This window comes from Kitasatospora sp. NPDC058184 (assembly GCF_042883725.1).
GTDB lineage: Bacteria > Actinomycetota > Actinomycetes > Streptomycetales > Streptomycetaceae > Kitasatospora.
In genome coordinates, this window is the sequence record NZ_JBHVVE010000001.1 from 336,573 (window position 1) to 357,650 (window position 21,078).

The following is a 21,078-nucleotide window of genomic DNA, read 5'->3' on the forward strand; positions in this document are numbered from 1 at the left end:
ATCCCGGCAGGTGTCCACCAGTCCCTGCCAGTTTGGCCCACCGACCGCGCCACCACTTTTCCCCAAGGCCCGAAGACCCGACGACAGCCGTACCCACCCACCGCGCCAACGCCTGGACGTAGCAACGGAAGACCCCACTACCCATCTGCGGGTAGTGGGGTCCGAGGCGGTTCACAGGACGCGTCAGACGTCGCCGAACTCTCCGGAGCGGACGGCGGTCACGAACGACTGCCACGCGTCCGACCGGAAGACCAGCGCAGGACCATGAGGATCCTTGGAATCGCGCACCCTTCCGGGGCTCAAGTCATCGACCTCGACACACCCGCCTTGCCCGTTGCTGTAGGAGCTCTTTCGCCACGCGGCGTCAGTCGGATGGTCACCGTGCATGCCGTTCATAATCCTTCCGTGCCTCCCGGATCATGGTTACGCTCTCCGGCCGGGTCAGGGCGTCGACCTGAAGCCGATCGTACTGGGCGGCCCATCTGGCCACGACCTCAGAGTCCCGTTCCAGAAGGCCTCGTCCGAGCGTTTCGGTGTAGCCGACCATCGTGCGAGTGGGCAGGGTCAGCAAGGTGACCGAGTGCGAGAAGGGGCGCGACTCGCCAAGCGTGAACGGGGCGACCTGGAGGATGATGTGGGGCCGTGCCGCCAAGTCCTCCAGGTGTTGCAGCTGGCGGCTCATGACATCCGGTCCGCCGATCTGGCGCCGTAGAACCGCCTCGTCGAGGACCACATGGACCGTCGCAGGACGGTCGAGCAAGCGCTGACGTCCGGCCAGAACCCGCAGCCGCTTGTCCGCCTGTTCCTGTGTGGCTTCACCGCGCCGGACCGGCGCCATCTCGTACGCCGCACTGTAGTCCGGGTGCTGGAGTATGCCGGGCACCATGTCCAGTTCGAAGATCCGAATGGCTACGGACTCCCGCTCTTTGGCCGCGTACTGGTCGAAACCCTCGAACAGAACCCTCTGTCCGGCCTGACGCCACTCCCGTTCGAACTGATCTGTTCCGAATGCCCCATCAATTCTCTTCACGAATCCACTGGTTGGAGGTTTCCGCCCAGTTTCGACGGCGGAGATGTGGACGGAAGAGTACCCGGCGAGGCCACCCAGGTGTTCCTGCGTCCAGCCCCTCGCCTCTCTGGCCTGACGAAGAAGCACGCCGAACTTCGCGGTGGGCGAGGAGTCAGGGTCAAGTTCCTTCCGGTTCATGATCGCTAGCAACTCTCCCTTCTGATTTGAGAAGTTGAAGCCACATGGTCAATGCTAGGCCACAGTGAGTGCCCTGGGTAGTCGCATCACTACGGAACGGATTGACGCCGTGATGTGCGAGCCCCAGCAGACACCGAAGGACACCGCTCGAAGCCGACCGAGCTGGTCAGACCTCACACCCTTCACACGCCCCTCCGCCCCTTGAGGTGCTCCCCCATGCCCACTGCTCGTCGCCCCCGCATGTTCGCCGCGTGCCTCGACTCCTGCATCGAGTCCACGCCCCTGGCGCGCTACCTGCTCCGCGCGTACCTCTCCGGCCTCCCCTCCGGCGACCGCCGCCTGGACCGCCACCTGCCCGTCGCCGACCACATCGCGGCCCTGCAACTGCCCCTGCCCTGCTACTTGACCATGACCGGCACGGACGTACAGCACGCCAACGACGCCCTCCTCCAACTGGCCCTTGCCGCGCCTGGCCATCTGTCAGAACACCGGCGGCCGGCCCAACTTCGCCATCCGCCACACCGTTTTCCACCGCATCGGCCGACGCGGCGGACAGGGCGTGCGCACGCCCTCGAAGAAGCCGGACCACCACGCCTTGAGACCGGACAACGGCGGCCGGCGGACCGCCGTGTACGCCGCCCAGGAGGTGAGGTAGACCGGCACCAGGCTGGCCGGCAGGTGGCGCTTGGCCAGCCAGACCCGGTTGCGGGCCGTCAGCCGGTAGTAGGTGGCGTGCCGGGCCGGGTCGGTTCGGGGGTGCTGGAGCACCATGTCGGCGCGGTAGTCGATGCGCCAGCCCGCGTCCAGGGCGCGCCAGGCGAAGTCGGTCTCCTCGTGGGCGTAGAAGAACGCGCCGGGGAACAGCCCGACCTGGTCGATCACGCTCATCCGGATGGCGTGGCCACCGCCCAGGAACGTGGTCACCGGCCCGGACCGCATCGGGTCACTGGCGCCGAGGCGGGGGACGTGCCGGCGCTGGGTGAACCCGGTCTCATCCGCGATGCGGAAGGACACGATCCCGAGCCCCGGGTCCTGCTCGAAGGCTTCCCGGACCAGCCTGAAGGTGTCCGTGCGGGGCAACAGGCCGTCGTCGTCCAGGACGACCAGCACGTCCGTACCGCCCAGCTCGCGCAGCCGCTCGGCGCCCGCGGCGCGGCCGCCAGGGATGCCCAGATTCTCGGGCAGTTCCACGGCATCCACCCAGTCCGGCAGTTCGGGCAGCTCCACGCCCTGCCCGAGCACCACGGTCCGCACGCCGTCACTGCCGCCGTCCTGGGCCCGCACCGAGTCCAGCAGAGCCGCCAGCTCCGCAGGCCGGTTTCCCATCGTCAGCACCACCACGCCCAGCGTGACACCCATAACACCGACCCCAACATGAGAGACCCTTGCCGATCTCGCCGGCGCCGTTCCTCGGGGACGCGTCGGTGCGCGTGGCAGCCGAGACGGACCGGCTCCCGGGCCACCAGCCCGGATGTCCCGGTCACCCTCCCACAGCCCCCACTCCCACTGGCGCCCAAAAGCCTCTGATTCGCCCGTAGGGAGGGTGCCGACTTCATTCATGGCATCGCTCCCGGCATCAGAGCGAGGTCACCTCAAGCGCGCCCAATCCATGGCGCTCCCCCCATTCGCACGCCCCTTCCGAGGTATCCCCATGCCCACGTCCCGCCGCCCCCGCGCGTTCGCCGCCCGGCTCGACTCCCGCACCGAATCCACGCCCCTGGCACGGTACTTGCTCCGGGCCTACCTCTCCGGGCTGCCCTCGGGAGACCGCTACCGCGACACCGCCGAACTGCTCCTCGGCGAACTCTTCGCCAACGCCGTCCAGCACTCCGACGCCCCCGACGACCGTCACATCGAAGTCCGCTTCACCCTCGTCAACTCCCGCCTCCGGCTGGAGGTCCACGACGCCGGCAGCGGCCGCCCGTCCCTCCGCACCGCCGCGCCCTCCGACGAGCACGGGCGCGGGCTCTACCTCGTCAACGAGCTCGCCGAACGCTGGGGCTGCACCCCGCGCCCCTGCGGCATCGGCAAGTTCGTCTGGGCCCACATCGCCCCCGCCACCACCGCCTGAAAGACCCAACCCCCATGCACCTCACGACCCTGGCCCGCCACGCCCTCTCCCGTGGCCGGACCCCCGCCGACACCTACGCCCTCCTCGCCCGCCGCACCCGCGAGCCCCTCCCCTCCGCCCGCGCCGTCTGCCTCGCCCTCACCATCCCCCTCGCCGAAACCACCCGACGCCTGGCCGACTGCTACGACGCCCTCCTCACCGACCCCACCCCCGGCACCGAGACCGACACCGGCGAACTCCTCGAAGCCCTCGGCGTCTTCGACATCCCCAAGTCCCTCACCGACACCGAACTCACCATCGTCGACCACCTCCTCACCGCCATCGACGCCCACGGCAGCCTCCGCCCCGGCCACCACCACGGCCTCCAGCGCTGGTTCACCACCGGCAACCTCACCACCGCCTACCTCTCCCTCACCACCACCCACCCCCTCCCCCGCGCCGGCAACCCCACCCTCTACTGGACCACCCTCACCACCACCGGCGATCTCCTCACCACCACCCACCCCGACACCCGCATCGCCTACGCCCTCACCCACTGCCGTGCCCAAGCCGCCAAGCACCAGAAGTCGACCCCACCGACTTCCCACTCCTCGCCGCCCGAGGCGAGCGTCCGATGAGCCTTCCGCCCCCTCGGTATCTCCAGTGTCCCGAGTCCCGCCGAGCCCTGGCCAGAGCCCCTCCCGGGCCTGACACTCCCCTCCCCGCCGGGACGGGACCGCAACGACACGATCCGGACCACCACCAGGAGAAACGCATGACGCAGACGCCCGCACCGTGGGGCACCAGCAGGATGGGGCCCTACCCGGCCACCGCCACGCTCCTGTCGTTCACGCCCGTGATCGACCCCGAGACGCAGATCGCCGTCATCGTGGACGAGAACGGCCGAACGGTCGAGCTGGGGAACCACGGCACCAGCACCAGCGGTCTCACGCCCACCCACACGAGTCCCGGTGACGGGGCCAAGCCGGGCGGGGCCACGGACAGCGACGTGACCGAGTCCTACGACCAGGACCAGAGTTCCGGCTGATGGACAACCGAAGCAGGTCGGTGCTGGTGCTGACCAACTCCTCCGACGTGACAGCGGATGTGGTCCTGCGGGTGCTCGCCGAGCGCCGGGTACCGGTGGTCCGTCTCGATCCCGGCACCGACCTGCACGCGGGTGCCTCGCTGACGGCCGTGTACGGCACCGGTGCTCAGCGGGGCATCCTGCGCACGTCGAGCCGCGAGCTCGACCTCACGGCTGTTCGATCGGTCTGGGTCCCGCCGACCGTCCCCCTTCGAGGGGCCGCCCGACCTCGCCGGGCAGGACCGCCGGTTCGCCGCCTCACAGGCGTTCTGGGGGGCGGGCGGCATCCTGGCCTCACTTCCCGAGGCGCACTACGTGAACCACCCGTGGCTCAACCGGGCAGCGGAGTACAAGCCGGCTCAGCTCGCCACCGCGCAGCGCTGCGGATTCCGGGTGCCCGACACCCTGATCACCGACGACGATCACGAGGCACGGAGTTTCGCCGCCGACCACGTCGCCGGAACGGTCTACAAGCCCCTGTGGAACACCCCGTACTCGGTCGACGGGCAGGCACAGGCCGTCTGGGTGCACGAAGTCCGCGGCCAGGACATCACCGAGGCCGTGACAGCGTGTCCGCACCTGTTCCAGGCCAGGGTTCCCAAGGCGTTCGACACCCGGGTGACCGCTGTCGGAAACCGGCTCTTCGGCACCCGCATCGACAGCCCGGACCTCGACTGGCGACACCGCCAGGACCGAATGCGTTGCAGCCCGATCGACGTCCCCGCCCCGGTCGCCGAGGCCATCACCCGCTACCTCGCCGCCTTCCAACTGGTTTTCGGGGCATTCGACTTCGCCGTCACCACTGACGGCACGTGGTCCTTCCTGGAGTGCAACCCGAACGGGCAGTGGGCGTGGCAGCCGGCCGGGACCACCCATCGGATCGCGCACACGATCGCCGACCAACTGGAAAGAGGTCACCACGAATGACCACGTCCGACATCCTTCGCGCAGCCCTCGTCGACCAGCTCACCGGGAACGGCACGCTCACCGACCCCGCGTGGATCGACGCCGCCACCGCTGTACCGCGTGAGCTGTTCGTCTGCGGCTACTTCGTCCCGATCGACGGGAGCGCCCCCACCGGCTACCGGGCCGTGCGCCATGGCGACCCCGGATACCTGGAGGGGGTCTACGCCGACCAGACCCTCGTCACCCAACTCGACGGTCGCACATGCCCGGAGGAGGCCGGGGAGCAGCCGGTGTCCGGGGCACCCTCGTCGTCATCGACGCTGCCCTCGCTCGTGCTGGCCATGTGGCAGCGGCTCGGCGCGGACGCCGGCCACCGGGTGCTCGAAGTCGGCACCGGGACCGGCTATTCGACCGCCCTCGGGGCTCACCGCCTCGGCGACGGAGCCATCACCAGCATCGAGTGCGACCCCCGGGTCGCCGAACGCGCGGCCGCGGCCGTCAAGGCCGCCGGCTACGCCCCGCGCCTCGTCACCGGCGACGGCCTCGGCGGGGACCCGGACGGCGGCTCGTTCGACCGGCTGATCGCGACGTGCTCGGTCCGGTACCTGCCGACGGCCTGGCTCCACCAGGTGAAGCCGGGCGGCCGGATCCTGGTCACCTTCTCCGGGTGGGGCTACGCCAACGCCCTGGCGCTGCTCGACGTGACCGCCCCGGGCGAGGCCACCGGCAGGTTCCTGCCCGGCCACACCAGCTTCATGATCGCCCGCCCCCACGACCGGCCACCCCGTCCGGCCCTTGCCCTGCTCCCCGGCGAGGAACGCGCGAGCCGCATCGACCCCGCGAAGCTCGATACCTGGACCGGAAGCTGGGTCGCACAGCTCGCGGCACCCTCAGCGGAACGGATGGGGGCGGGCGGTCGGCAGATCCTCTCGGACGTGGCCACCGGATCGCAGGCCCGGACCGTACCCGATCCGGCAGGCGGCTGGACCGTCGTCCAGCGCGGACCGCTCCACCTGTGGGACCAGGTGGAGACCGCCATCGAGGCCTGGCAGAGCGCGGGCGAGCCGCCCCAGGACGCCTTCGGCATCACGGTCTCGGCAGCCGGCCAACGCGTCTGGCTCGGCAGCCACGACGGCCCGGGCTGGAACCTGCCGATCTGACCCGGCCCCTTCGGATCGGACGCAGCCCGCCGCCCCGACCCGTGCGCGGGTTGGGGCGGTCCGCGCCACCCGCTGTCACGGGGTGCGCTGCGGCCCCTGGGTGGACGCGCTGCCCGCGGTGACGAGGACGGGGCCGGCGGCGGTCCGCGGCGCCGGGGCCCCGGTGCCAGGGCGGCCGGGCGCGGCGGGCGCGGCGGGCCGCAGGAGGACGGCGCAGGCGAGGGCGGCCAGCAGGGCGAGCGAGGCCGACACGACCAGGCAGAGCTGGAGGCCGTCGAGGAAGGAGCCGCTGAGCGCGCTCAGGGCCGGCCTGGTGGCGGGGCCGAGGTCGAGCCCGGCGACGGCGCCGAGGCCCTGTTCCCGGGCGACGGCGAGGACGTGGCCGCCGGTCTCCGTGGGCACGCCGGCGTCGGTGAGGCGGCCGGGCAGGGCGTCGAGGGCGCGGGTGGTGAGCAGGGTGCCGAGGACGGCGGGGCCGAGGGCGCCGCCGAGCTGGCGGAAGGCGTTGTTGCCCGCCGCGGCCATGCCGGCCAGGTGGTGCGGTACGGAGGAGACCGCGGAGGCCGTCATCGGGGTGAGGACGGCGCCGATGCCGAGGCCGAGCAGGACCAGGCGCCAGGCGAGCGACCCGTACGAGGTGGCCGCGTCGACGCCGGTCAGCGACAGCAGCGAGCCCGCCATCACCACCAGACCGGTGGTGATCATGACCCGGGGGGAGACCCGGTGCATCAGCCGTCCGACCGGGACGCCCGCGACCAGGGACGTCCCGGACACCAGGACCATCCGCAGTCCGGCCTCCCACGTGCTCAGGTGCTGCACCAGGCCGAAGTACAGGCTCAGGACGAAGAAGAAGCCGATCAGCCCCAGGAAGCTGATCATGGCGACCAGTGACGTGGCGGCGAAGGCGGGGCTGCGGAACAGGGCCAGGTCGAGCATCGGGCTGTCGCTGCGGCGCTCCACGAGGACGAACGCGACCGCGCTGACGGCGCCGATCACCAGGGCCGCCACCACGGAGGGCGTGCCGAAGCCGTCGGCGCCGCCCTCGATCACGCCGTAGACGACGGCGGTGACCGTGACGGCCGCGCTGATCTGCCCGGGCCAGTCGAGCCGCCGGCCGTGCGGCGCCCGGGAGTCGGGCAGCAGGAAGGCCGCGACGACCAGGACGACCAGGGACACCGGGATCGGCAGGAGGAAGATCCAGCGCACCTGGACGTGCTGCTGCAGCAGCCCGGCGATCAGCGGTCCCATGGCCAGCGAGGCCAGCATGGACATCGCCCACAGGCCGATGAACCTCCCGCGCTCCCGGTGGTCGGGGACGGCGTGGCTGATCAGGGCCAGCGTGGTGGGCAGCAGGGCCGCCGCACCCAGTCCGGAGGCCGCCTGCCCGACCCACAGCGACTGCACCGAGTCCGCGGTCAGCGAGACGGCCGCGCCCAGGGCGCAGAAGGCCATGCCCGCCTGGAACACCCGCTTGCGGCCGTGGACGTCGCCCCACACCCCGGTGGTCAGGATCAGCGCGGCCATCGGCAGCACGAACGCGTCCGAGACCCAGGACAGTTGGGAGGTCGAGGCGCCCAGCACCCGCTGGAGCGCCGGCAGGCTCACGGACACGGTGGTCACGGGAAGGTAGGCGACGAAGACGCCCAGGCAGGCCATGACGAGCGTGACGCCTCGTCCGGCCACGGGGCGCTGCACCGTTGCGGAGTTCACGGGGTGGTTCCTTCGACTGCGGGATGCCGCTCGGGCACCGGTTGCTGGGGGCACCGCAAAGCTTCGGCCCCACGGGCGGGGAATCCCCAAGCGATCCCGGCAGACGTACCGGAACCTCCGTTCTGGCCCGCCCCTGTGTCAGGATTCCTCCGTGCCTGACGATCTGGACCGCAAAATCATCCACGGGCTCTACAGCGCCCCCCGGGTCTCCTTCCGCCGCCTCGGCGAGGTCGTGGGGGTGTCCGAACAGACCGTGGCCCGCCGCTACAACGCGCTGCGGCGCGGCGGGATCCTGCGCGTCATCGGGCAGCGGAGCCCGTCCGCCCACGGGCAGGCGGAGTGGGTCGCGCGGCTGCGCTGCCGCCCGGAGGCCGTGGGGCCCGTCGCCGACTCCCTGGCCCGCAGGCCCGAGGTCGGCTACGCCAGCATCGCCTCCGGCGGGTCGGAGATCATCTGCACCATCCGCTCGGCCGCCGGCACCGGGCGCGACGACGTCCTGCTGCGGCAGCTCCCGCGCGCCGCCTCGGTCCTCGACATGAGCGTCGACCTCCTCCTCCACGCGTTCGGCGCCCCGGACGCGGTCGGCTGGGCCGGCGGGGAGCGCGCCCTGACCGACGAGCAGGTGCGACTGCTGACGGCGGAGCGCCCCGTGGCCGCCGGGCCGCCGCTCGCCCCGGCCGACGAGGACCTCCCGCTCTTCGAGGCCCTGGCGGAGGACGGCCGCGCCTCCCACACCCGCCTGGCGGAGGTCACCGGCTGGTCCACGCCCCGGGTCGCCCGCCGGCTGGAGGCCCTGGAGGCCTCCGGCTCCCTCGCCTACGGCATCGACATCCTGCCGGAGCGCCTCGGCTACGAGCTCAACGCCGTCCTCTGGCTCCAGGTCGACCTGCCCGGACTCGACCGGATCGGCGAGGAGCTCGGCCGGCACGACGAATGCGCCTTCGTCGCGGCGACCAGTGGCAGGCACAACCTCATGGCCGTCGTCATCTGCCGGGACACCCCCGACTTCTACCGCTACCTCAGCGGCCGCCTGGCCCGCATCGAGGGCATCAGGGGCTACGAGATCAGCATCCGCGTCCGCCGCCTCAAGCAGTCCGTGTCCCTGATCCACCACGGACGGCTGATCCACCCCCCGCTGGGCTGACGCGGGCGCGCCGAGGAACGGGCCCGGACGCCTCGCGCGCCCGGACCCGCCCGAAGGCCACCCGTCAGTGCGCGGCGGCCTCCCAGTTCGGGCCGACGCCGACCGAGACGTCCAGCGGGGCGCGCAGCGGGTAGGCGCCCGCCATCTGCTCGCGGACGACGGCCTCGACCCGCTCGCGCTCGCCGGGGGCCAACTCCAGCACGATTTCGTCGTGCACCTGGAGCAGCATCCGGGAGGTGAGGCCGGCCGTGCGCAGCGCCTCGTCGACCCGGAGCATGGCGATCTTGACGATGTCGGCGGCCGAGCCCTGGATCGGGGCGTTGAGGGCCATCCGCTCGGCCATCTCGCGGCGCTGGCGGTTGTCGCTGTTGAGGTCCGGCAGGTAGCGGCGGCGGCCGAGGAGGGTCTCGGTGTAGCCGGTGGCCCGGGCCTCGTCGACGACCCGGCGCAGGTAGTCCCGGACGCCGCCGAAGCGCTCGAAGTAGGTGTCCATCAGGCCCTGGGCCTCGGTCGGCTTGATGCCGAGCTGCTGCGAGAGCCCGTACGCGGACAGCCCGTACGCCAGGCCGTAGGACATCGCCTTGATCTTACGGCGCATCTCGGCGTCCACCGCGGCGCCCGGCACCTCGAAGACCTGGGAGGCGACGGTGGTGTGCAGGTCCTCGCCGGAGGCGAAGGCCTCCAGCAGCGCCTCGTCCTCGGACAGGTGCGCCATGATCCGCAGTTCGATCTGCGAGTAGTCGGCGGTGAGCAGCGACTCGTAGCCCTCGCCGACGATGAAGGCGCGGCGGATCGCCCGGCCCTCCTCGGTGCGGACCGGGATGTTCTGCAGGTTCGGGTCCTGCGAGGAGAGCCGGCCGGTGGCGGCGACCATCTGGTTGAAGGTGGTGTGGATCCGGCCCTTGGGCGAGACGGTCTTGAGCAGGCCCTCGACGGTGGTGCGCAGCTTGGCCTGGTCGCGGTGGCGCAGCAGGATGACCGGCAGTTCGTTGTCGGTCTGGGTGGCCAGCCAGGTGAGCGCGTCGGCGTCGGTGGTGTAGCCGGTCTTGATCTTCTTGGTCTTGGGGAGCGCGAGCTCGCCGAAGAGGATCTCCTGGAGCTGCTTGGGCGAGCCGAGGTTGAACTCGCGGCCGGCGGCGGCGTGCGCCTCCTCCACCACGCGCTGGATCTCGGCGGCGAACTGCGCCTCCAGCCGGGTGAGCCACTCGCGGTCGGCGGCGATGCCGTAGCGCTCCATGCGGGCGAGCAGGGCGGCGATGGGCAGTTCCATGTCGCGCGTCAGCTCGACGGCGCCGACCTCGGCGAGGCGGGTGTCGAAGAGCGCGGCGAGGTCGAGCACGGCGCGGGCCTGGAGCATCAGCGACCGGGCGGCGGCCGTCTCGTCCTCCTCCGGTGCGTCGAAGGAGAGTTGGCCGCTCTCGGTGGCGGGGGCCGGGGTGAGCGAGCGGCCCAGGTACTCCTCGGCGAGCACCTCCAGGGTGAAGGTGCGGCGGCCGGGCTTGATCAGGTAGGCGGCGAGCGCGGTGTCGGCGACGACGCCGTCGATCGTCCAGCCGCGCTCGGCGAAGGCGCGCATGACCTGCTTGGCGATGTGCAGGGCCTTGGGGGCGGCGGCGTCGGCGAGCCAGCCGGCGAAGGCCCGCTCGTCCTCCTCGGCGAGCAGCGCCGGGTCGAACCAGGCGGCCGTCTCCCCTGCGGCGAGGGCGACTTCGGTGACCTCGCCGGTGCCGAGCGCCCACTGGTAGACGGCGGCGAGGGCGACGGTGGTCTTGCCGTCGGAGGCGTGCTCGGCCAGCCAGGCGGCCAGGGTACCCGGGTCGGTGAGGAGTTCGCCGTCCACCTCGACGCCGGGGGCGAGCTCGGCCTCGGCGGTGTCCGATCCGGTGGACGGGTCGATGCCGAAGACGCGGTCGCGGAAGTTGGCGTTGCGGAACTCCAGCGACTCCATCAGGGTGCCGACGGCGTCCTTGTCGAACGGCTTGCGGTCCAGGTCGGTGACGCCGAGCGGGAGTTCGACGTCGCGGACCAGCTCGGTGAGCACCCGGTTGCGCTTGACCGAGTCGAGGTGGTCGCGCAGCTTCTCGCCGATCTTGCCCTTGACCTCGTCGGCGCGGGCGACGAGTTCGTCGAAGGAGCCGAACTGGTTGACCCACTTGGCGGCCGTCTTCTCGCCGACGCCGGGGATGCCGGGCAGGTTGTCGGACGGGTCGCCGCGCAGGGCGGCGAGGTCCGGGTACTGGCGCGGGGTGACGCCGTACTTCTCGGCGACCTTCTCCGGGGTGTAACGGGTGAGCTCGGAGACGCCCTTGGTCGGGTAGAGCACGGTGACGTGGTCGGTGACCAGCTGGAGCGAGTCGCGGTCGCCGGTGACGATGTCGACGTCGTAGCCGGCCGCCTCGGCGGCGGTGGCCAGGGTGGCGATGATGTCGTCGGCCTCGAAGCCCTCGGCCGTCAGCCGGGGGACGTGCATGGCGTCGAGCAGTTCGCCGATCAGGCCGACCTGGCTCTTGAACTCGTCCGGCGTCTTGGCGCGGTTGGCCTTGTAGTCGGGGAACTCGACGGAGCGGAACGTCTGCCGGGAGAGGTCGAAGGCGACGGCGAGGTGGGTGGGCTGCTCGTCCCGGACGGTGTTGGCGAGCATCGAGGCGAAGCCGTAGACCGCGTTGGTGGGCTGGCCGGTGGAGGTGTTGAAGTTCTCCACGGGCAGGGCGTAGAAGGCCCGGTAGGCCATCGAGTGCCCGTCGAGCAGCATCAGCCGGGGCCGCGGGCCGGCCCCGCCGCCACCCGTCGCGCCCTTGTCCGTACTCTGCGTAGCCACGTCAACGTCCGTTCCTGCCGATTCCACTACCGGCCACCGATCCTATGGCCCGGCACCGACAAAAAGGACGCCGCGCCGGTCCGGCCACCGCTGCTACCTATGAGTAGGACGGTCGTACGATCACAGGCGGCACACCCCCGAGCGGCAGGAGTTCCCCCATGACCGACGCGGTCCCCGACACCGCCCCCGAGACCGTCCCCGGCACCGCCCCCGACAGCGCGCACGACGGCACGCCCGTCCTGAACGTCCCGCAGGACGTGCTGGACCACTTCGCCAAGCTCGGCGTGAACGCGCAGACCTTCTCCGGCGGCCACCTCGGAGAGAAGCTCGGCATCCGGATCGTCGAGGCCTCCGGCGACCGCGTGGTCGGCACCATGCCGGTGGAGGGCAACCAGCAGCCGTACGGGCTGCTGCACGGCGGCGCGTCGGCGGCGCTGGCCGAGACGCTGGGCTCGATCGGGGCGATGCTGCACGCCGGTCCCGGCCGCTACGCGGTCGGCGTGGACCTCAACGCCACCCACCACCGCTCGGCCACCTCCGGGCTGGTGACCGGGGTGGCGACGGCCGTGTTCAAGGGCCGCACCGCCGCCACCTACGAGATCGCGATCACCGACGACACCGGCCGGCGGATCACCAGCTGCCGGCTGACCTGCATGCTGCGCGACCTCTGACCGAACTCCGAGGCGTGACAACGTCCGCACAGCGGAACGGAGTTCACTCCGGACAACATCAAGTCCCTTTTCCGCCCCCTTGTTTGACCTTCCGCCACCTTGGGCAGGCGTTGGTCTGGACAAGGGGGCGTTCACATGTCCGGGCGCGGTCGGCACACATCCCGCGCTCGTAACGCTGCGTAACAAGTAGGAAATCCGATCAATTGCCGGTTCCGAGGCCTTCAGGCGCCCCGGGACCACTCGGCCGCGCCCCCGTTGTCCGCAATGCGGACGCTCAAGGTCGGAAGCAGGGCATCGGACACGAGCGTCCGATAATCGGCGCTGCCAGCTGCAACCCCCATTTCTGGGCCTTACATCGCCCCACCAGTGCGTAAACGCCCGCCATCTCGGGGTCGATCGAACCGGAACGACCACATGGTGAGACAAATACTCCGTGTGCTCATAACAAGAGAATCACAGCCTGCGCCCAGTACTGCCCGAGTCGCCCAAGGGCATCTAGAGTCACGGCCAGTCACCGCGCCATTCGATTGGGCCAGGCCCTCCGCGCACTCCGGCTCCCGCCACTCCGGCGCGGGCGCCTCCTGAACCGAAGGGGACCCTCGTGCGTCACCGTTCAGCAGTTGTCGTGAGCATTGCCGTTATCGGTGCCCTCAGCCTCAGCGCCTGCGGCTCCCGCGGAGAGAAGAAGGCCGACGGCGGCAACTCCAACTCCGGCTCCACCACCGTCGTCATCGGCGTCGACTCCCCGCTCACCGGCGACCTCTCCGCCCTCGGCCTCGGCATCCGCAACTCCGCCGACCTCGCGATCAAGAAGGCCAACGAGACCAACGAGGTCCCCGGCGTCAAGTTCGAGATCAAGGCCCTCGACGACACCGGCAAGCCCGCCCCCGGCCAGCAGAACGCCACCCAGCTGGTCGGCGACCCCAAGGTCCTCGGCGTCGTCGGCCCGCTCAACTCCAGTGTGTCGCAGTCGATGCAGCAGATCTTCGACGACGCCGGCCTGGTCCAGGTCTCCCCCGCCAACACCGGCGTCGCCCTCAGCCAGGGCGAGAAGTGGGCCAGCGGCGAGAAGAAGCGCCCGTTCACGTCCTACTTCCGCACCGCCACCACCGACGCCGTCCAGGGCCCGTTCGCCGCCCAGTTCCTCTACAACGACGCCAAGAAGACCAAGGTCTTCCTGATCGACGACCAGAAGACCTACGGCGCGGGCCTGGCCGGCACCTTCAAGGGCGAGTTCACCAAGCTCGGCGGCCAGCTCGTCGGCGAGGAGCACGTCAACCCCGACGACCGCGACTTCGCCGCCATCGTCACCAAGGTCAAGAGCTCCGGCGCCGAAGCCGTCTACTACGGCGGCGAGTACCCCGCGGCCGGCCCGCTCTCCCTCCAGCTCAAGGAGGCCAACGTCAACATCCCGCTGATGGGCGGCGACGGCATCCAGAGCGGCGACTTCATCAAGCTCAACCCCAAGAGCCAGGGCGACTACGCCACCGCCGTCGGCCTGCCGGTCGAGAGCCTGGACACCGCCAAGAAGTTCATCGCCGACTACAAGGCGGCCGGCTACAAGGACGCCTACGAGACCTACGGCGGCTACTCGTACGACAGCGCCTGGGCCATCATCCAGGGCGTCAAGCAGGCCGTGAAGGACAACAACGGCAAGGTCCCCGACCGCAAGGCCGTCCGCGACGCCGTCCAGAAGGTCAGCTTCGCCGGCGTGACCGGCACCGTCTCCTTCGACGAGTTCGGCGACACCACCAACAAGCAGCTCACCGTCTACACCGTCAAGGACGGCAAGTGGGCCGTGGAGAAGTCCGGCACCTTCAAGGGCTGATTCAGGGCCGGTTCAGGGACTGCCCGAAGAACCGCCCTACCACCTGACGCCCAGTCACCACCAGCACCGCCGGCGCCACTTCACCACCACCACGCGCGGGGGCGCCACGAGTGCCCCCGCGCGCACCCACATCCACCACCCACGCGGACACCCCGAACGCACTACGGAGGCCCAGCGGTGCACGACCTACCGCAGCAGCTGGCCAACGGCCTGATCCTCGGAGCCCTCTACGGGCTCGTCGCGATCGGCTACACGATGGTCTACGGCATCGTCCAGCTCATCAACTTCGCCCACGGCGAGATCGTCATGGTCGGCGGCTTCGGCGCCCTGACCGCCTACCTCGCCCTCCCCGGCGGCACCACCCTGTGGCTGGCCCTGCCGCTCATGCTGATCGCCGGCATCCTGGTCTCCACCCTCACCGCCGTCGCCGCCGAGCGCTTCGCCTACCGCCCGCTGCGCAACGCCCCACGGCTCGCCCCGCTGATCACCGCGATCGGGCTGTCCATCCTGCTCCAGCAGCTCGTCTTCTCCTTCTACCCGGACGCCAAGAAGGCCCGGGTCTTCCCCAAGATCCCCGGCGACCCGTTCAGCCTCGGCTCCGTCACCATCCAGCGCAGCGACCTCTTCCTGATCATCGCCGCCCCGCTGTGCATGCTCGCCCTCGGCTGGTTCGTCACCCGCACCCGCTCCGGGCGCGCCATGCAGGCCACCAGCCAGGACCCGGACACCGCCAAGCTGATGGGCATCGACACCGACCGCATCATCGTCATGGCCTTCGCCATCGGCGCCGCGTTCGCCGCCGTCGCCGCCGTCGCGTACGGGCTGCGCAGCGGCCAGGTCGACTTCCGGATGGGCTTCATCCTCGGCCTCAAGGCCTTCACCGCCGCCGTCCTCGGCGGCATCGGCAACATCTACGGCGCCATGCTCGGCGGCCTCGCCCTCGGCCTCGCCGAAGCCCTCGCCACCGGCTACATCCAGCACCTGCCCGGCATGCACCTCTTCGGGGGCGGCGCCTGGAAGGACGTCTGGGCCTTCGTTCTCCTCATCCTCGTCCTCCTGATCCGGCCCCAGGGCCTGCTCGGCGAGCGCGTCGCGGACAGGGCGTGACCACCATGACCACCACCCACACCGAGACGACCCCGGTCGTCCCGCTGCCGGCCCGCGGCGCCGCCGCCGTCACCGGACTCGGCGCCCTCGCCACCGCCGCCTCCGCCGCCATGTCCTGGACCTGGACCTCCGACTTCCCCGGCGACCTCACCTACTACGGCTCCCCGGCCGGCCTCCAGTGGCTCGCCCTCGCCGCCGGCCTGCTCACCCTGGTCCTGCTGCTCGCCGCCCAGGGCGTCCCCGGCCTGCGCTGGGCCGCCCCCACCCGCAGCAACAACGCCGTCCTGTACGCCGCCACCGGCGCCCTCACCGTCGCCGTCTACGCGGTCGCCGCCATCTCCTCCGAGCTCGGCGGCACCACCAACCTCGAACCCGGCGGCTGGGTGCTCGCCGCGGGCGGCCTGCTCGCCGTCCTCGGCGCCCTCGGCCTGCCCCTCGACCGCCGCACCGCCGTCCCGCTGCGGATCCTCGACAGGCGCCTCTTCCTGCTCGTCCCGGTCGCCCCCGCCGCCTGGTTCGGCGCGCACGCCATCCCCGGCGACAAGCCGGTGGCCCCGGTCATGACCGCCCTGTCCGGCGGCCTCGCCATCGCGGCCGGCGTCGTCCTGCTGCTCCAGCTCGGCCACCTCGCCAACAGCGGGCTGCGGCTGGGCCGGATCGACCGCCCGCTGGCCGCGCCGCGGGCCCTCCCCTCCTGGGTCGAGGTGCTGCTGATCGTCCTCGCCTTCGGGACCGGACTGTTCGCGATCACCTTCGGCATCGACACCGAGTACGGCGAACTCTTCACCGGCTACCTGCTGTTCGTCGCCCTCGCCGTCCCCGCCCTGACCAGGTCCGGCCTGCTCGCCCGGCTGCGCGCGCTGACCGTCAAGCACCGCCCGGTCACCACCGGCGCCGCCTTCGCCGCCGCCGCCGGCTTCCCGTTCACCCAGACCAGCGACCAGTACACCTCGGTCGCCACCAACATCCTGATCTTCGCCACCGTCGCCCTCGGCCTCAACATCGTCGTCGGCCTGGCCGGCCTGCTCGACCTCGGGTACGTCGCCTTCCTCGGCGTCGGCGCCTACGCCGCCGCCCTGGTCTCCGGCTCCCCCGCCTCGCCCATCCACGTCCAGTTCCCGTTCTGGGCCGCGATGCTCACCGGCGCCGTCGTCTCGATGGTCTTCGGCGTCCTGATCGGCGCCCCCACCCTGCGGCTGCGCGGCGACTACCTCGCCATCGTCACCCTCGGGTTCGGCGAGATCTTCCGCATCACCATGCTCAACCTCAACGGCACCACCGGCCCCAAAGTCACCAACGGCTCCAACGGCATCCCGCGCATCCCGGACCTGCAGATCCTCGGCTTCGACCTCGGCAAGCCGCACACCGTGGCCGGCGTCGAACTCGGCCGCTTCTCCAACTACTACCTGCTGATGCTGCTGGTCACCGCCCTGGTCGTGCTGGTCTTCGCCCGGGTCGGCAACTCCCGCATCGGCCGCGCCTGGGTCGCCATCCGCGAGGACGAGACCGCCGCCGAGGCCATGGGCATCAACGGCTTCCGGCTCAAACTGCTCGCCTTCGCCCTCGGTGCCCTGCTGGCCGGCCTGGCCGGCACCGTCCAGGCCCACGTCAGCTACACCGTCACCCCCGACCAGTACACCTTCGCCGAGGCCCTCCCGCCGAACTCCGCCTTCCTGCTCGCCGCCGTCATCCTCGGCGGCATGGGCACCATCAGCGGCCCGCTGGCCGGCGCCACCCTGCTCTTCCTCATCCCGAAGAAGCTCGAGTTCCTCGCCGACTACCAGCTCCTCGCCTTCGGCGCCGCCCTCATCGTCCTGATGCGGGTCCGCCCCGAGGGCCTCATCCCCAACCGGCGCCGCCAGCTGGAGTTCCACGAGGCCGCCGTCCCGGCCCAGGCCTCCGGCGAGCCGACCGCACTCACCAAGTCAGGGGCGTGACCGACCCGATGACCACCACCACCGCCGCACCCCTGCTCGAAGTCACCGGCGTCACCATGCGCTTCGGCGGCCTCACCGCGGTCAACGACGTCTCCCTGACCGTCGGCGAGGGCGAGATCATCGGTCTGATCGGCCCCAACGGCGCCGGCAAGACCACCTTCTTCAACTGTCTCACCGGCCTGTACGTCCCCACCGAGGGCACCGTCCGCTACCGCGACACCCTGCTGCCGCCCAAGCCCCACCTCGTCACCCAGGCCGGCATCGCCCGCACCTTCCAGAACATCCGGCTGTTCGCCAACATGACCGTCCTGGAGAACGTCCTGGTCGGCCGGCACACCCGCACCAAGGAGGGCATCTTCTCCGCCATCCTGCGCGGCCCCGGCTACCACCGCGCCGAGGCCGAGAGCCGCGAGAAGGCCATGGAACTCCTGCGGTTCACCGGCCTCGCCGAGAAGGCCGACCACCTCGCCCGCAACCTCCCGTACGGCGAGCAGCGCAAGCTGGAGATCGCCCGCGCCCTCGCCTCCGAACCCGGCCTGCTGCTGCTCGACGAACCCACCGCCGGCATGAACCCCCAGGAGACCCGGGCCGCCGAGGAACTCGTCTTCGCGATCCGCGACAAGGGGATCTCCGTCCTCGTCATCGAGCACGACATGCGCTTCATCTTCAACCTCTGCGACCGCACCGCGGTGCTCGTCCAGGGCCAGAAGATCGTCGAGGGCGACCGCGAGACCGTCCAGAACGACGAACGCGTCATCACCGCCTACCTGGGCGCCCCGCTCGAAGGCACCACCCCCGCCGTTACGGAGTCCGACCAGTGACCGCACTTCTCGAGGTCGAGGACCTCCGCGTCGCCTACGGCAAGATCGAAGCCGTCAAGGGCATCAGCTTCACCGTCGAACAGGGCGAGGTCACCACCCTCATCGGCACCAACGGCGCCGGCAAGACCACCACCCTGCGCACCCTGTCCGGCCTGCTCAAGCCCACCGCCGGACGGATCACCTTCGACGGCCAGGACCTCTCGGCCGTCCCCGCCCACAGGATCGTCGCCCTCGGCCTCGCCCACTCCCCCGAGGGACGGCACATCTTCCCCCGGATGACCATCGAGGAGAACCTCCTCCTCGGCGCCTTCCTGCGCACCGACGCGGCCGGCATCACCGCGGACGTCGAACGGGCCTACACCCTGTTCCCGATCCTCGGCGAACGCCGCCGCCAGGCCGCCGGCACGCTCTCCGGCGGCGAGCAGCAGATGCTCGCGATGGGACGGGCCCTGATGTCCCGGCCCAAGCTGCTCATGCTGGACGAGCCCTCCATGGGGCTCTCCCCGCTGATGATGCAGAAGATCATGTCCACCATCGTGGAACTGAAGTCCTCCGGTACGACCATCCTCCTGGTCGAGCAGAACGCCCAGGCGGCCCTCTCCCTCTCCGACCGCGGCTACGTCATGGAGACCGGCCGCATCGTCCTCTCCGGAACGGGCGCCGACCTCCTGCACGACGAGTCCGTCCGCAAGGCCTACCTCGGCGAGGACTGAGCCCCTGCACGCGAAAAGGGCCCGGCAGAAACGTTCTTCTGCCGGGCCCTTCCCGCACGCTTACTCGGGCTTGGCCTCTTCCGCCTTCTTGCGGTCCTGGGCCTCGCCCTCCTCGATGACCGCCTCGGCCACCGCCGCCATCGTCATCCGACGGTCCATCGACGTCTTCTGGATCCACCGGAAGGCCGCCGGCTCGTTCAGCCCGAACTTGGTCTGCAGCACGCCCTTCGCCCGGTCCACCAGCTTCCGGGTCTCCAACCGCTGGCTGAGATCCCCGATCTCCTTCTCCAGCGCCCGCATCTCGGCGTACCGGGACACCGCCATCTCGATCGCCGGCACCAGGTCCGACTTCGAGAACGGCTTGACGATGTACGCCATCGCCCCCGCGTCCCGCGCCCGGTCCACCAGCTCCCGCTGCGAGAACGCCGTCAGCATCAGCACCGGCGCCAGGTGCTTGTCGTGGATCTGCTCGGCCGCGGACAACCCGTCCAGCACCGGCATCTTCACGTCGAAGATCGCCAGATCCGGCTTCAGCTCCTCCACGAGGCGCACCGCCGTCTCCCCGTCGCCGGCCTCACCGACGACGGTGTACCCCTCCTCCTCCAGCATCTCCTTCAGATCGAGACGGATCAGCGCCTCGTCCTCGGCGATCACGATCCGGGTGATCTGGGGCGTATCGGTCTCAAGCGGCTGCGCCTGCTCGTCGGCGGTGCTCACGGGGCTCCTAGTTCCGGCGGGGTACTGCATGCACGAGGGTACCTAGCTGCGCCCGACAGCGCTCACAGGGTATCCTTCACGGGCGCGAACCAGCCGGGTTGGTGGAAGGGCAGACACGATCGCCTCAAAAGCGATTGCCTGAAAGGGCGTGTGGGTTCGAATCCCACACTCGGCACCAGATTTTCCTCATATTCCCAGGTTTTGGGGATTTCACCGTATCCAGTGGATCACATCCAACGTGTCCACGGACCGGGCTGTCACGTCCCATTCTGGCGCACATGACCACACTCTCTGTCCGCGAACAGGCCGTCCAGCTCCTCCGTCGAGGTCTCAGCAACGCCGAGGTGGCCCGCCGCCTCCGCGTCCCGAAGGGCACTGTCTCCTGGTGGAAGCATCAGGACCTCGCCAAACGCAACGAACTCCCCGGCCGCAAGCGCTCCGCGTGCGTGCACTGCTACGGCGACGAGCTGAACCGAGCCGCCTACTCCTACCTGCTCGGCCTGTACCTCGGTGACGGCCACATCCTGCTGCCCAACGAGTACCGCAGGACCCAGAGCCTCCAGATAACCTGCGACGACAAGTGGCCGGGCGTCATGGATTCCGTCGAACAGGCGATGCGTCACGTTCTCCCCAACAACAAGCCCTGCCGGGTGCGCCGCACCGGGTGCCACGACATCAAGATCTATTCGAACCACCTCACCTGCCATTTCCCCCAGCACGGCCCAGGCAAGAAGCACGAACGCACCATAGCCCTGGAACCCTGGCAGCAGGAGATCGTGGACGCCCACCCCTGGGAGTTCCTGCGCGGCCTGATCCATTCCGACGGGTGCCGCATCACCAACTGGGCCACCCGTACGGTCAACGGGGTCCGGAAGCGCTACGAGTACCCGAGGTACTTCTTCACCAATACCTCGACCGACATCATCGGGCTCTTCACCGCCACCCTCGATGCCGTCGGCGTCGAGTGGAAGGCCACTGCGCGCGCCACCGGCGCGACGAACGTCTCCGTCGCCCGCAGGGAGTCCGTCGCCCTGATGGACGCCCGCATCGGCCCCAAGTACTGACGGCGGCGCGGCCCGGCGGGGCCCCCCCCCCCCCGGGGCGCCCGCGGCCCCCCGCCCCCCCGGGGGGCCGCCGGCGCGGGTGGGGGGGCCGGCCACGCCCGGGGGTGAGCCGGCGGTGGTGACGACCATGTCGCCCAT

The 21,078-nt window shown here is 70.7% G+C and carries 18 protein-coding genes, 1 tRNA gene and 1 pseudogene; 14 read left to right on the forward strand and 6 right to left on the reverse strand.

All coding sequences use genetic code 11. The features are described from left to right. Positions 1 to 183: 183 nt before the first annotated feature. From ACFVXH_RS01520 to ACFVXH_RS01530, 3 genes are all read right to left on the reverse strand, one after another. On the reverse strand, positions 184 to 396 hold the full coding sequence (locus tag ACFVXH_RS01520; RefSeq protein ID WP_387819542.1) for a DUF397 domain-containing protein: 213 nt from the start codon (positions 394 to 396) through the stop codon (positions 184 to 186). Next, on the reverse strand, positions 377 to 1,207 hold the full coding sequence (locus ACFVXH_RS01525) for a Scr1 family TA system antitoxin-like transcriptional regulator (protein WP_387819544.1): 831 nt from the start codon (positions 1,205 to 1,207) through the stop codon (positions 377 to 379). The genes ACFVXH_RS01520 and ACFVXH_RS01525 overlap by 20 nt, the downstream gene beginning before the upstream one ends. Before the next feature lie 480 nt (positions 1,208 to 1,687). After that, positions 1,688 to 2,566 (reverse strand): glycosyltransferase family 2 protein, encoded by an 879-nt coding sequence (locus ACFVXH_RS01530; RefSeq protein WP_387819546.1) that lies wholly within the window; start codon positions 2,564 to 2,566, stop codon positions 1,688 to 1,690. Positions 2,567 to 2,858: 292 nt separating this feature from the next. Here ACFVXH_RS01530 and ACFVXH_RS01535 point away from each other — a divergent pair, with 292 nt between their 5' ends. From ACFVXH_RS01535 to tgmC, 5 genes and pseudogenes are all read left to right on the forward strand, one after another. Further along, on the forward strand, positions 2,859 to 3,278 hold the full coding sequence (locus ACFVXH_RS01535; RefSeq protein WP_387819548.1) for an ATP-binding protein: 420 nt from the start codon (positions 2,859 to 2,861) through the stop codon (positions 3,276 to 3,278). 14 nt (positions 3,279 to 3,292) lie between these two features. Next, positions 3,293 to 3,895, forward strand: a complete 603-nt coding sequence (locus ACFVXH_RS01540) for a hypothetical protein (RefSeq protein ID WP_387819550.1) — start codon at positions 3,293 to 3,295, stop codon at positions 3,893 to 3,895. A 137-nt stretch (positions 3,896 to 4,032) separates the two neighbouring features. After that, positions 4,033 to 4,305: a putative ATP-grasp-modified RiPP gene (gene tgmA, locus ACFVXH_RS01545; RefSeq protein WP_387819552.1), complete on the forward strand. Its 273-nt coding sequence runs from the start codon at positions 4,033 to 4,035 to the stop codon at positions 4,303 to 4,305. Further along, positions 4,305 to 5,271, forward strand: a pseudogene (gene tgmB, locus ACFVXH_RS01550) (ATP-grasp ribosomal peptide maturase). The gene tgmA and the pseudogene tgmB overlap by 1 nt, the downstream one beginning before the upstream one ends. Continuing rightward, entirely contained in the window at positions 5,268 to 6,410 is a 1,143-nt protein-coding gene (tgmC, locus tag ACFVXH_RS01555; protein WP_387819554.1) for an ATP-grasp peptide maturase system methyltransferase, read from the forward strand. Before tgmB ends, tgmC begins: the two are co-directional and overlap by 4 nt. A gap of 75 nt (positions 6,411 to 6,485) precedes the next feature. Here the strand turns inward: tgmC and ACFVXH_RS01560 are convergent, their stop codons facing one another. Further along, positions 6,486 to 8,066, reverse strand: a complete 1,581-nt coding sequence (locus ACFVXH_RS01560; protein ID WP_387819876.1) for an MFS transporter — start codon at positions 8,064 to 8,066, stop codon at positions 6,486 to 6,488. A gap of 205 nt (positions 8,067 to 8,271) precedes the next feature. On the opposite strand from ACFVXH_RS01560, the gene ACFVXH_RS01565 reads away from it, so the two are divergent. Beyond that, positions 8,272 to 9,264, forward strand: coding sequence for an Lrp/AsnC family transcriptional regulator (locus ACFVXH_RS01565; RefSeq protein WP_387819556.1), 993 nt, complete (start codon positions 8,272 to 8,274; stop codon positions 9,262 to 9,264). 64 nt (positions 9,265 to 9,328) lie between these two features. On the opposite strand, the gene polA is transcribed toward ACFVXH_RS01565, so the two are convergent. Continuing rightward, complete coding sequence (gene polA, locus ACFVXH_RS01570; RefSeq protein ID WP_387819878.1) at positions 9,329 to 12,016, reverse strand: DNA polymerase I; 2,688 nt, start codon at positions 12,014 to 12,016, stop codon at positions 9,329 to 9,331. Positions 12,017 to 12,240: 224 nt separating this feature from the next. Here polA and ACFVXH_RS01575 point away from each other — a divergent pair, with 224 nt between their 5' ends. The 6 genes from ACFVXH_RS01575 (at position 12,241) to ACFVXH_RS01600 (ending at position 19,159) form a co-directional block, all read left to right on the forward strand. Then, positions 12,241 to 12,753: a PaaI family thioesterase gene (locus tag ACFVXH_RS01575; protein ID WP_380738784.1), complete on the forward strand. Its 513-nt coding sequence runs from the start codon at positions 12,241 to 12,243 to the stop codon at positions 12,751 to 12,753. A 601-nt stretch (positions 12,754 to 13,354) separates the two neighbouring features. Beyond that, positions 13,355 to 14,581, forward strand: coding sequence for a branched-chain amino acid ABC transporter substrate-binding protein (locus ACFVXH_RS01580; RefSeq protein ID WP_387819559.1), 1,227 nt, complete (start codon positions 13,355 to 13,357; stop codon positions 14,579 to 14,581). A gap of 177 nt (positions 14,582 to 14,758) precedes the next feature. Continuing rightward, positions 14,759 to 15,688 carry a branched-chain amino acid ABC transporter permease gene (locus tag ACFVXH_RS01585; RefSeq protein WP_049651559.1) on the forward strand — a complete coding sequence of 310 codons (930 nt, stop codon included), beginning with the start codon at positions 14,759 to 14,761 and terminating at the stop codon, positions 15,686 to 15,688. A 5-nt stretch (positions 15,689 to 15,693) separates the two neighbouring features. Continuing rightward, entirely contained in the window at positions 15,694 to 17,625 is a 1,932-nt protein-coding gene (locus tag ACFVXH_RS01590) for a branched-chain amino acid ABC transporter permease (protein ID WP_387819880.1), read from the forward strand. 8 nt (positions 17,626 to 17,633) lie between these two features. Next, positions 17,634 to 18,446, forward strand: coding sequence for an ABC transporter ATP-binding protein (locus ACFVXH_RS01595; RefSeq protein WP_387819882.1), 813 nt, complete (start codon positions 17,634 to 17,636; stop codon positions 18,444 to 18,446). After that, positions 18,443 to 19,159 carry an ABC transporter ATP-binding protein gene (locus ACFVXH_RS01600; protein ID WP_049651557.1) on the forward strand — a complete coding sequence of 239 codons (717 nt, stop codon included), beginning with the start codon at positions 18,443 to 18,445 and terminating at the stop codon, positions 19,157 to 19,159. Before ACFVXH_RS01595 ends, ACFVXH_RS01600 begins: the two co-directional genes overlap by 4 nt. A 60-nt stretch (positions 19,160 to 19,219) precedes the next feature. On the opposite strand, the gene ACFVXH_RS01605 is transcribed toward ACFVXH_RS01600, so the two are convergent. After that, the gene (locus tag ACFVXH_RS01605) at positions 19,220 to 19,876 is read right to left on the reverse strand and encodes an ANTAR domain-containing response regulator (protein ID WP_049651556.1); all 657 of its coding nucleotides are present in this window, start codon (positions 19,874 to 19,876) and stop codon (positions 19,220 to 19,222) included. Between the two features lie 92 nt (positions 19,877 to 19,968). Between ACFVXH_RS01605 and ACFVXH_RS01610 the strand changes: the two genes are divergently transcribed. Further along, positions 19,969 to 20,054: transfer RNA gene (locus ACFVXH_RS01610), tRNA-Leu, on the forward strand. Positions 20,055 to 20,154: 100 nt separating this feature from the next. Continuing rightward, the gene (locus ACFVXH_RS01615) at positions 20,155 to 20,940 is read left to right on the forward strand and encodes a helix-turn-helix domain-containing protein (protein WP_387819562.1); all 786 of its coding nucleotides are present in this window, start codon (positions 20,155 to 20,157) and stop codon (positions 20,938 to 20,940) included. Positions 20,941 to 21,078 lie beyond the last annotated feature (138 nt).

Excerpts from the sequence above, each read along its gene's own strand:
- polA (WP_387819878.1), bottom strand. The coding sequence starts at position 12,016 with ATGCTGCTCGACGGGCACTCGATGGCCTACCGGGCCTTCTACGCCCTG.
- ACFVXH_RS01530 (WP_387819546.1), bottom strand. The coding sequence starts at position 2,566 with ATGGGTGTCACGCTGGGCGTGGTGGTGCTGACGATGGGAAACCGGCCT.
- ACFVXH_RS01575 (WP_380738784.1), top strand. The coding sequence starts at position 12,241 with ATGACCGACGCGGTCCCCGACACCGCCCCCGAGACCGTCCCCGGCACC.
- ACFVXH_RS01560 (WP_387819876.1), bottom strand. The coding sequence starts at position 8,066 with ATGGCCTGCCTGGGCGTCTTCGTCGCCTACCTTCCCGTGACCACCGTG.
- ACFVXH_RS01595 (WP_387819882.1), top strand. The coding sequence starts at position 17,634 with ATGACCACCACCACCGCCGCACCCCTGCTCGAAGTCACCGGCGTCACC.
- ACFVXH_RS01525 (WP_387819544.1), bottom strand. The coding sequence starts at position 1,207 with ATGAACCGGAAGGAACTTGACCCTGACTCCTCGCCCACCGCGAAGTTC.
- ACFVXH_RS01590 (WP_387819880.1), top strand. The coding sequence starts at position 15,694 with ATGACCACCACCCACACCGAGACGACCCCGGTCGTCCCGCTGCCGGCC.
- ACFVXH_RS01615 (WP_387819562.1), top strand. The coding sequence starts at position 20,155 with ATGACCACACTCTCTGTCCGCGAACAGGCCGTCCAGCTCCTCCGTCGA.
- ACFVXH_RS01520 (WP_387819542.1), bottom strand. The coding sequence starts at position 396 with ATGAACGGCATGCACGGTGACCATCCGACTGACGCCGCGTGGCGAAAG.
- ACFVXH_RS01540 (WP_387819550.1), top strand. The coding sequence starts at position 3,293 with ATGCACCTCACGACCCTGGCCCGCCACGCCCTCTCCCGTGGCCGGACC.
- tgmC (WP_387819554.1), top strand. The coding sequence starts at position 5,268 with ATGACCACGTCCGACATCCTTCGCGCAGCCCTCGTCGACCAGCTCACC.
- ACFVXH_RS01535 (WP_387819548.1), top strand. The coding sequence starts at position 2,859 with ATGCCCACGTCCCGCCGCCCCCGCGCGTTCGCCGCCCGGCTCGACTCC.
- tgmA (WP_387819552.1), top strand. The coding sequence starts at position 4,033 with ATGACGCAGACGCCCGCACCGTGGGGCACCAGCAGGATGGGGCCCTAC.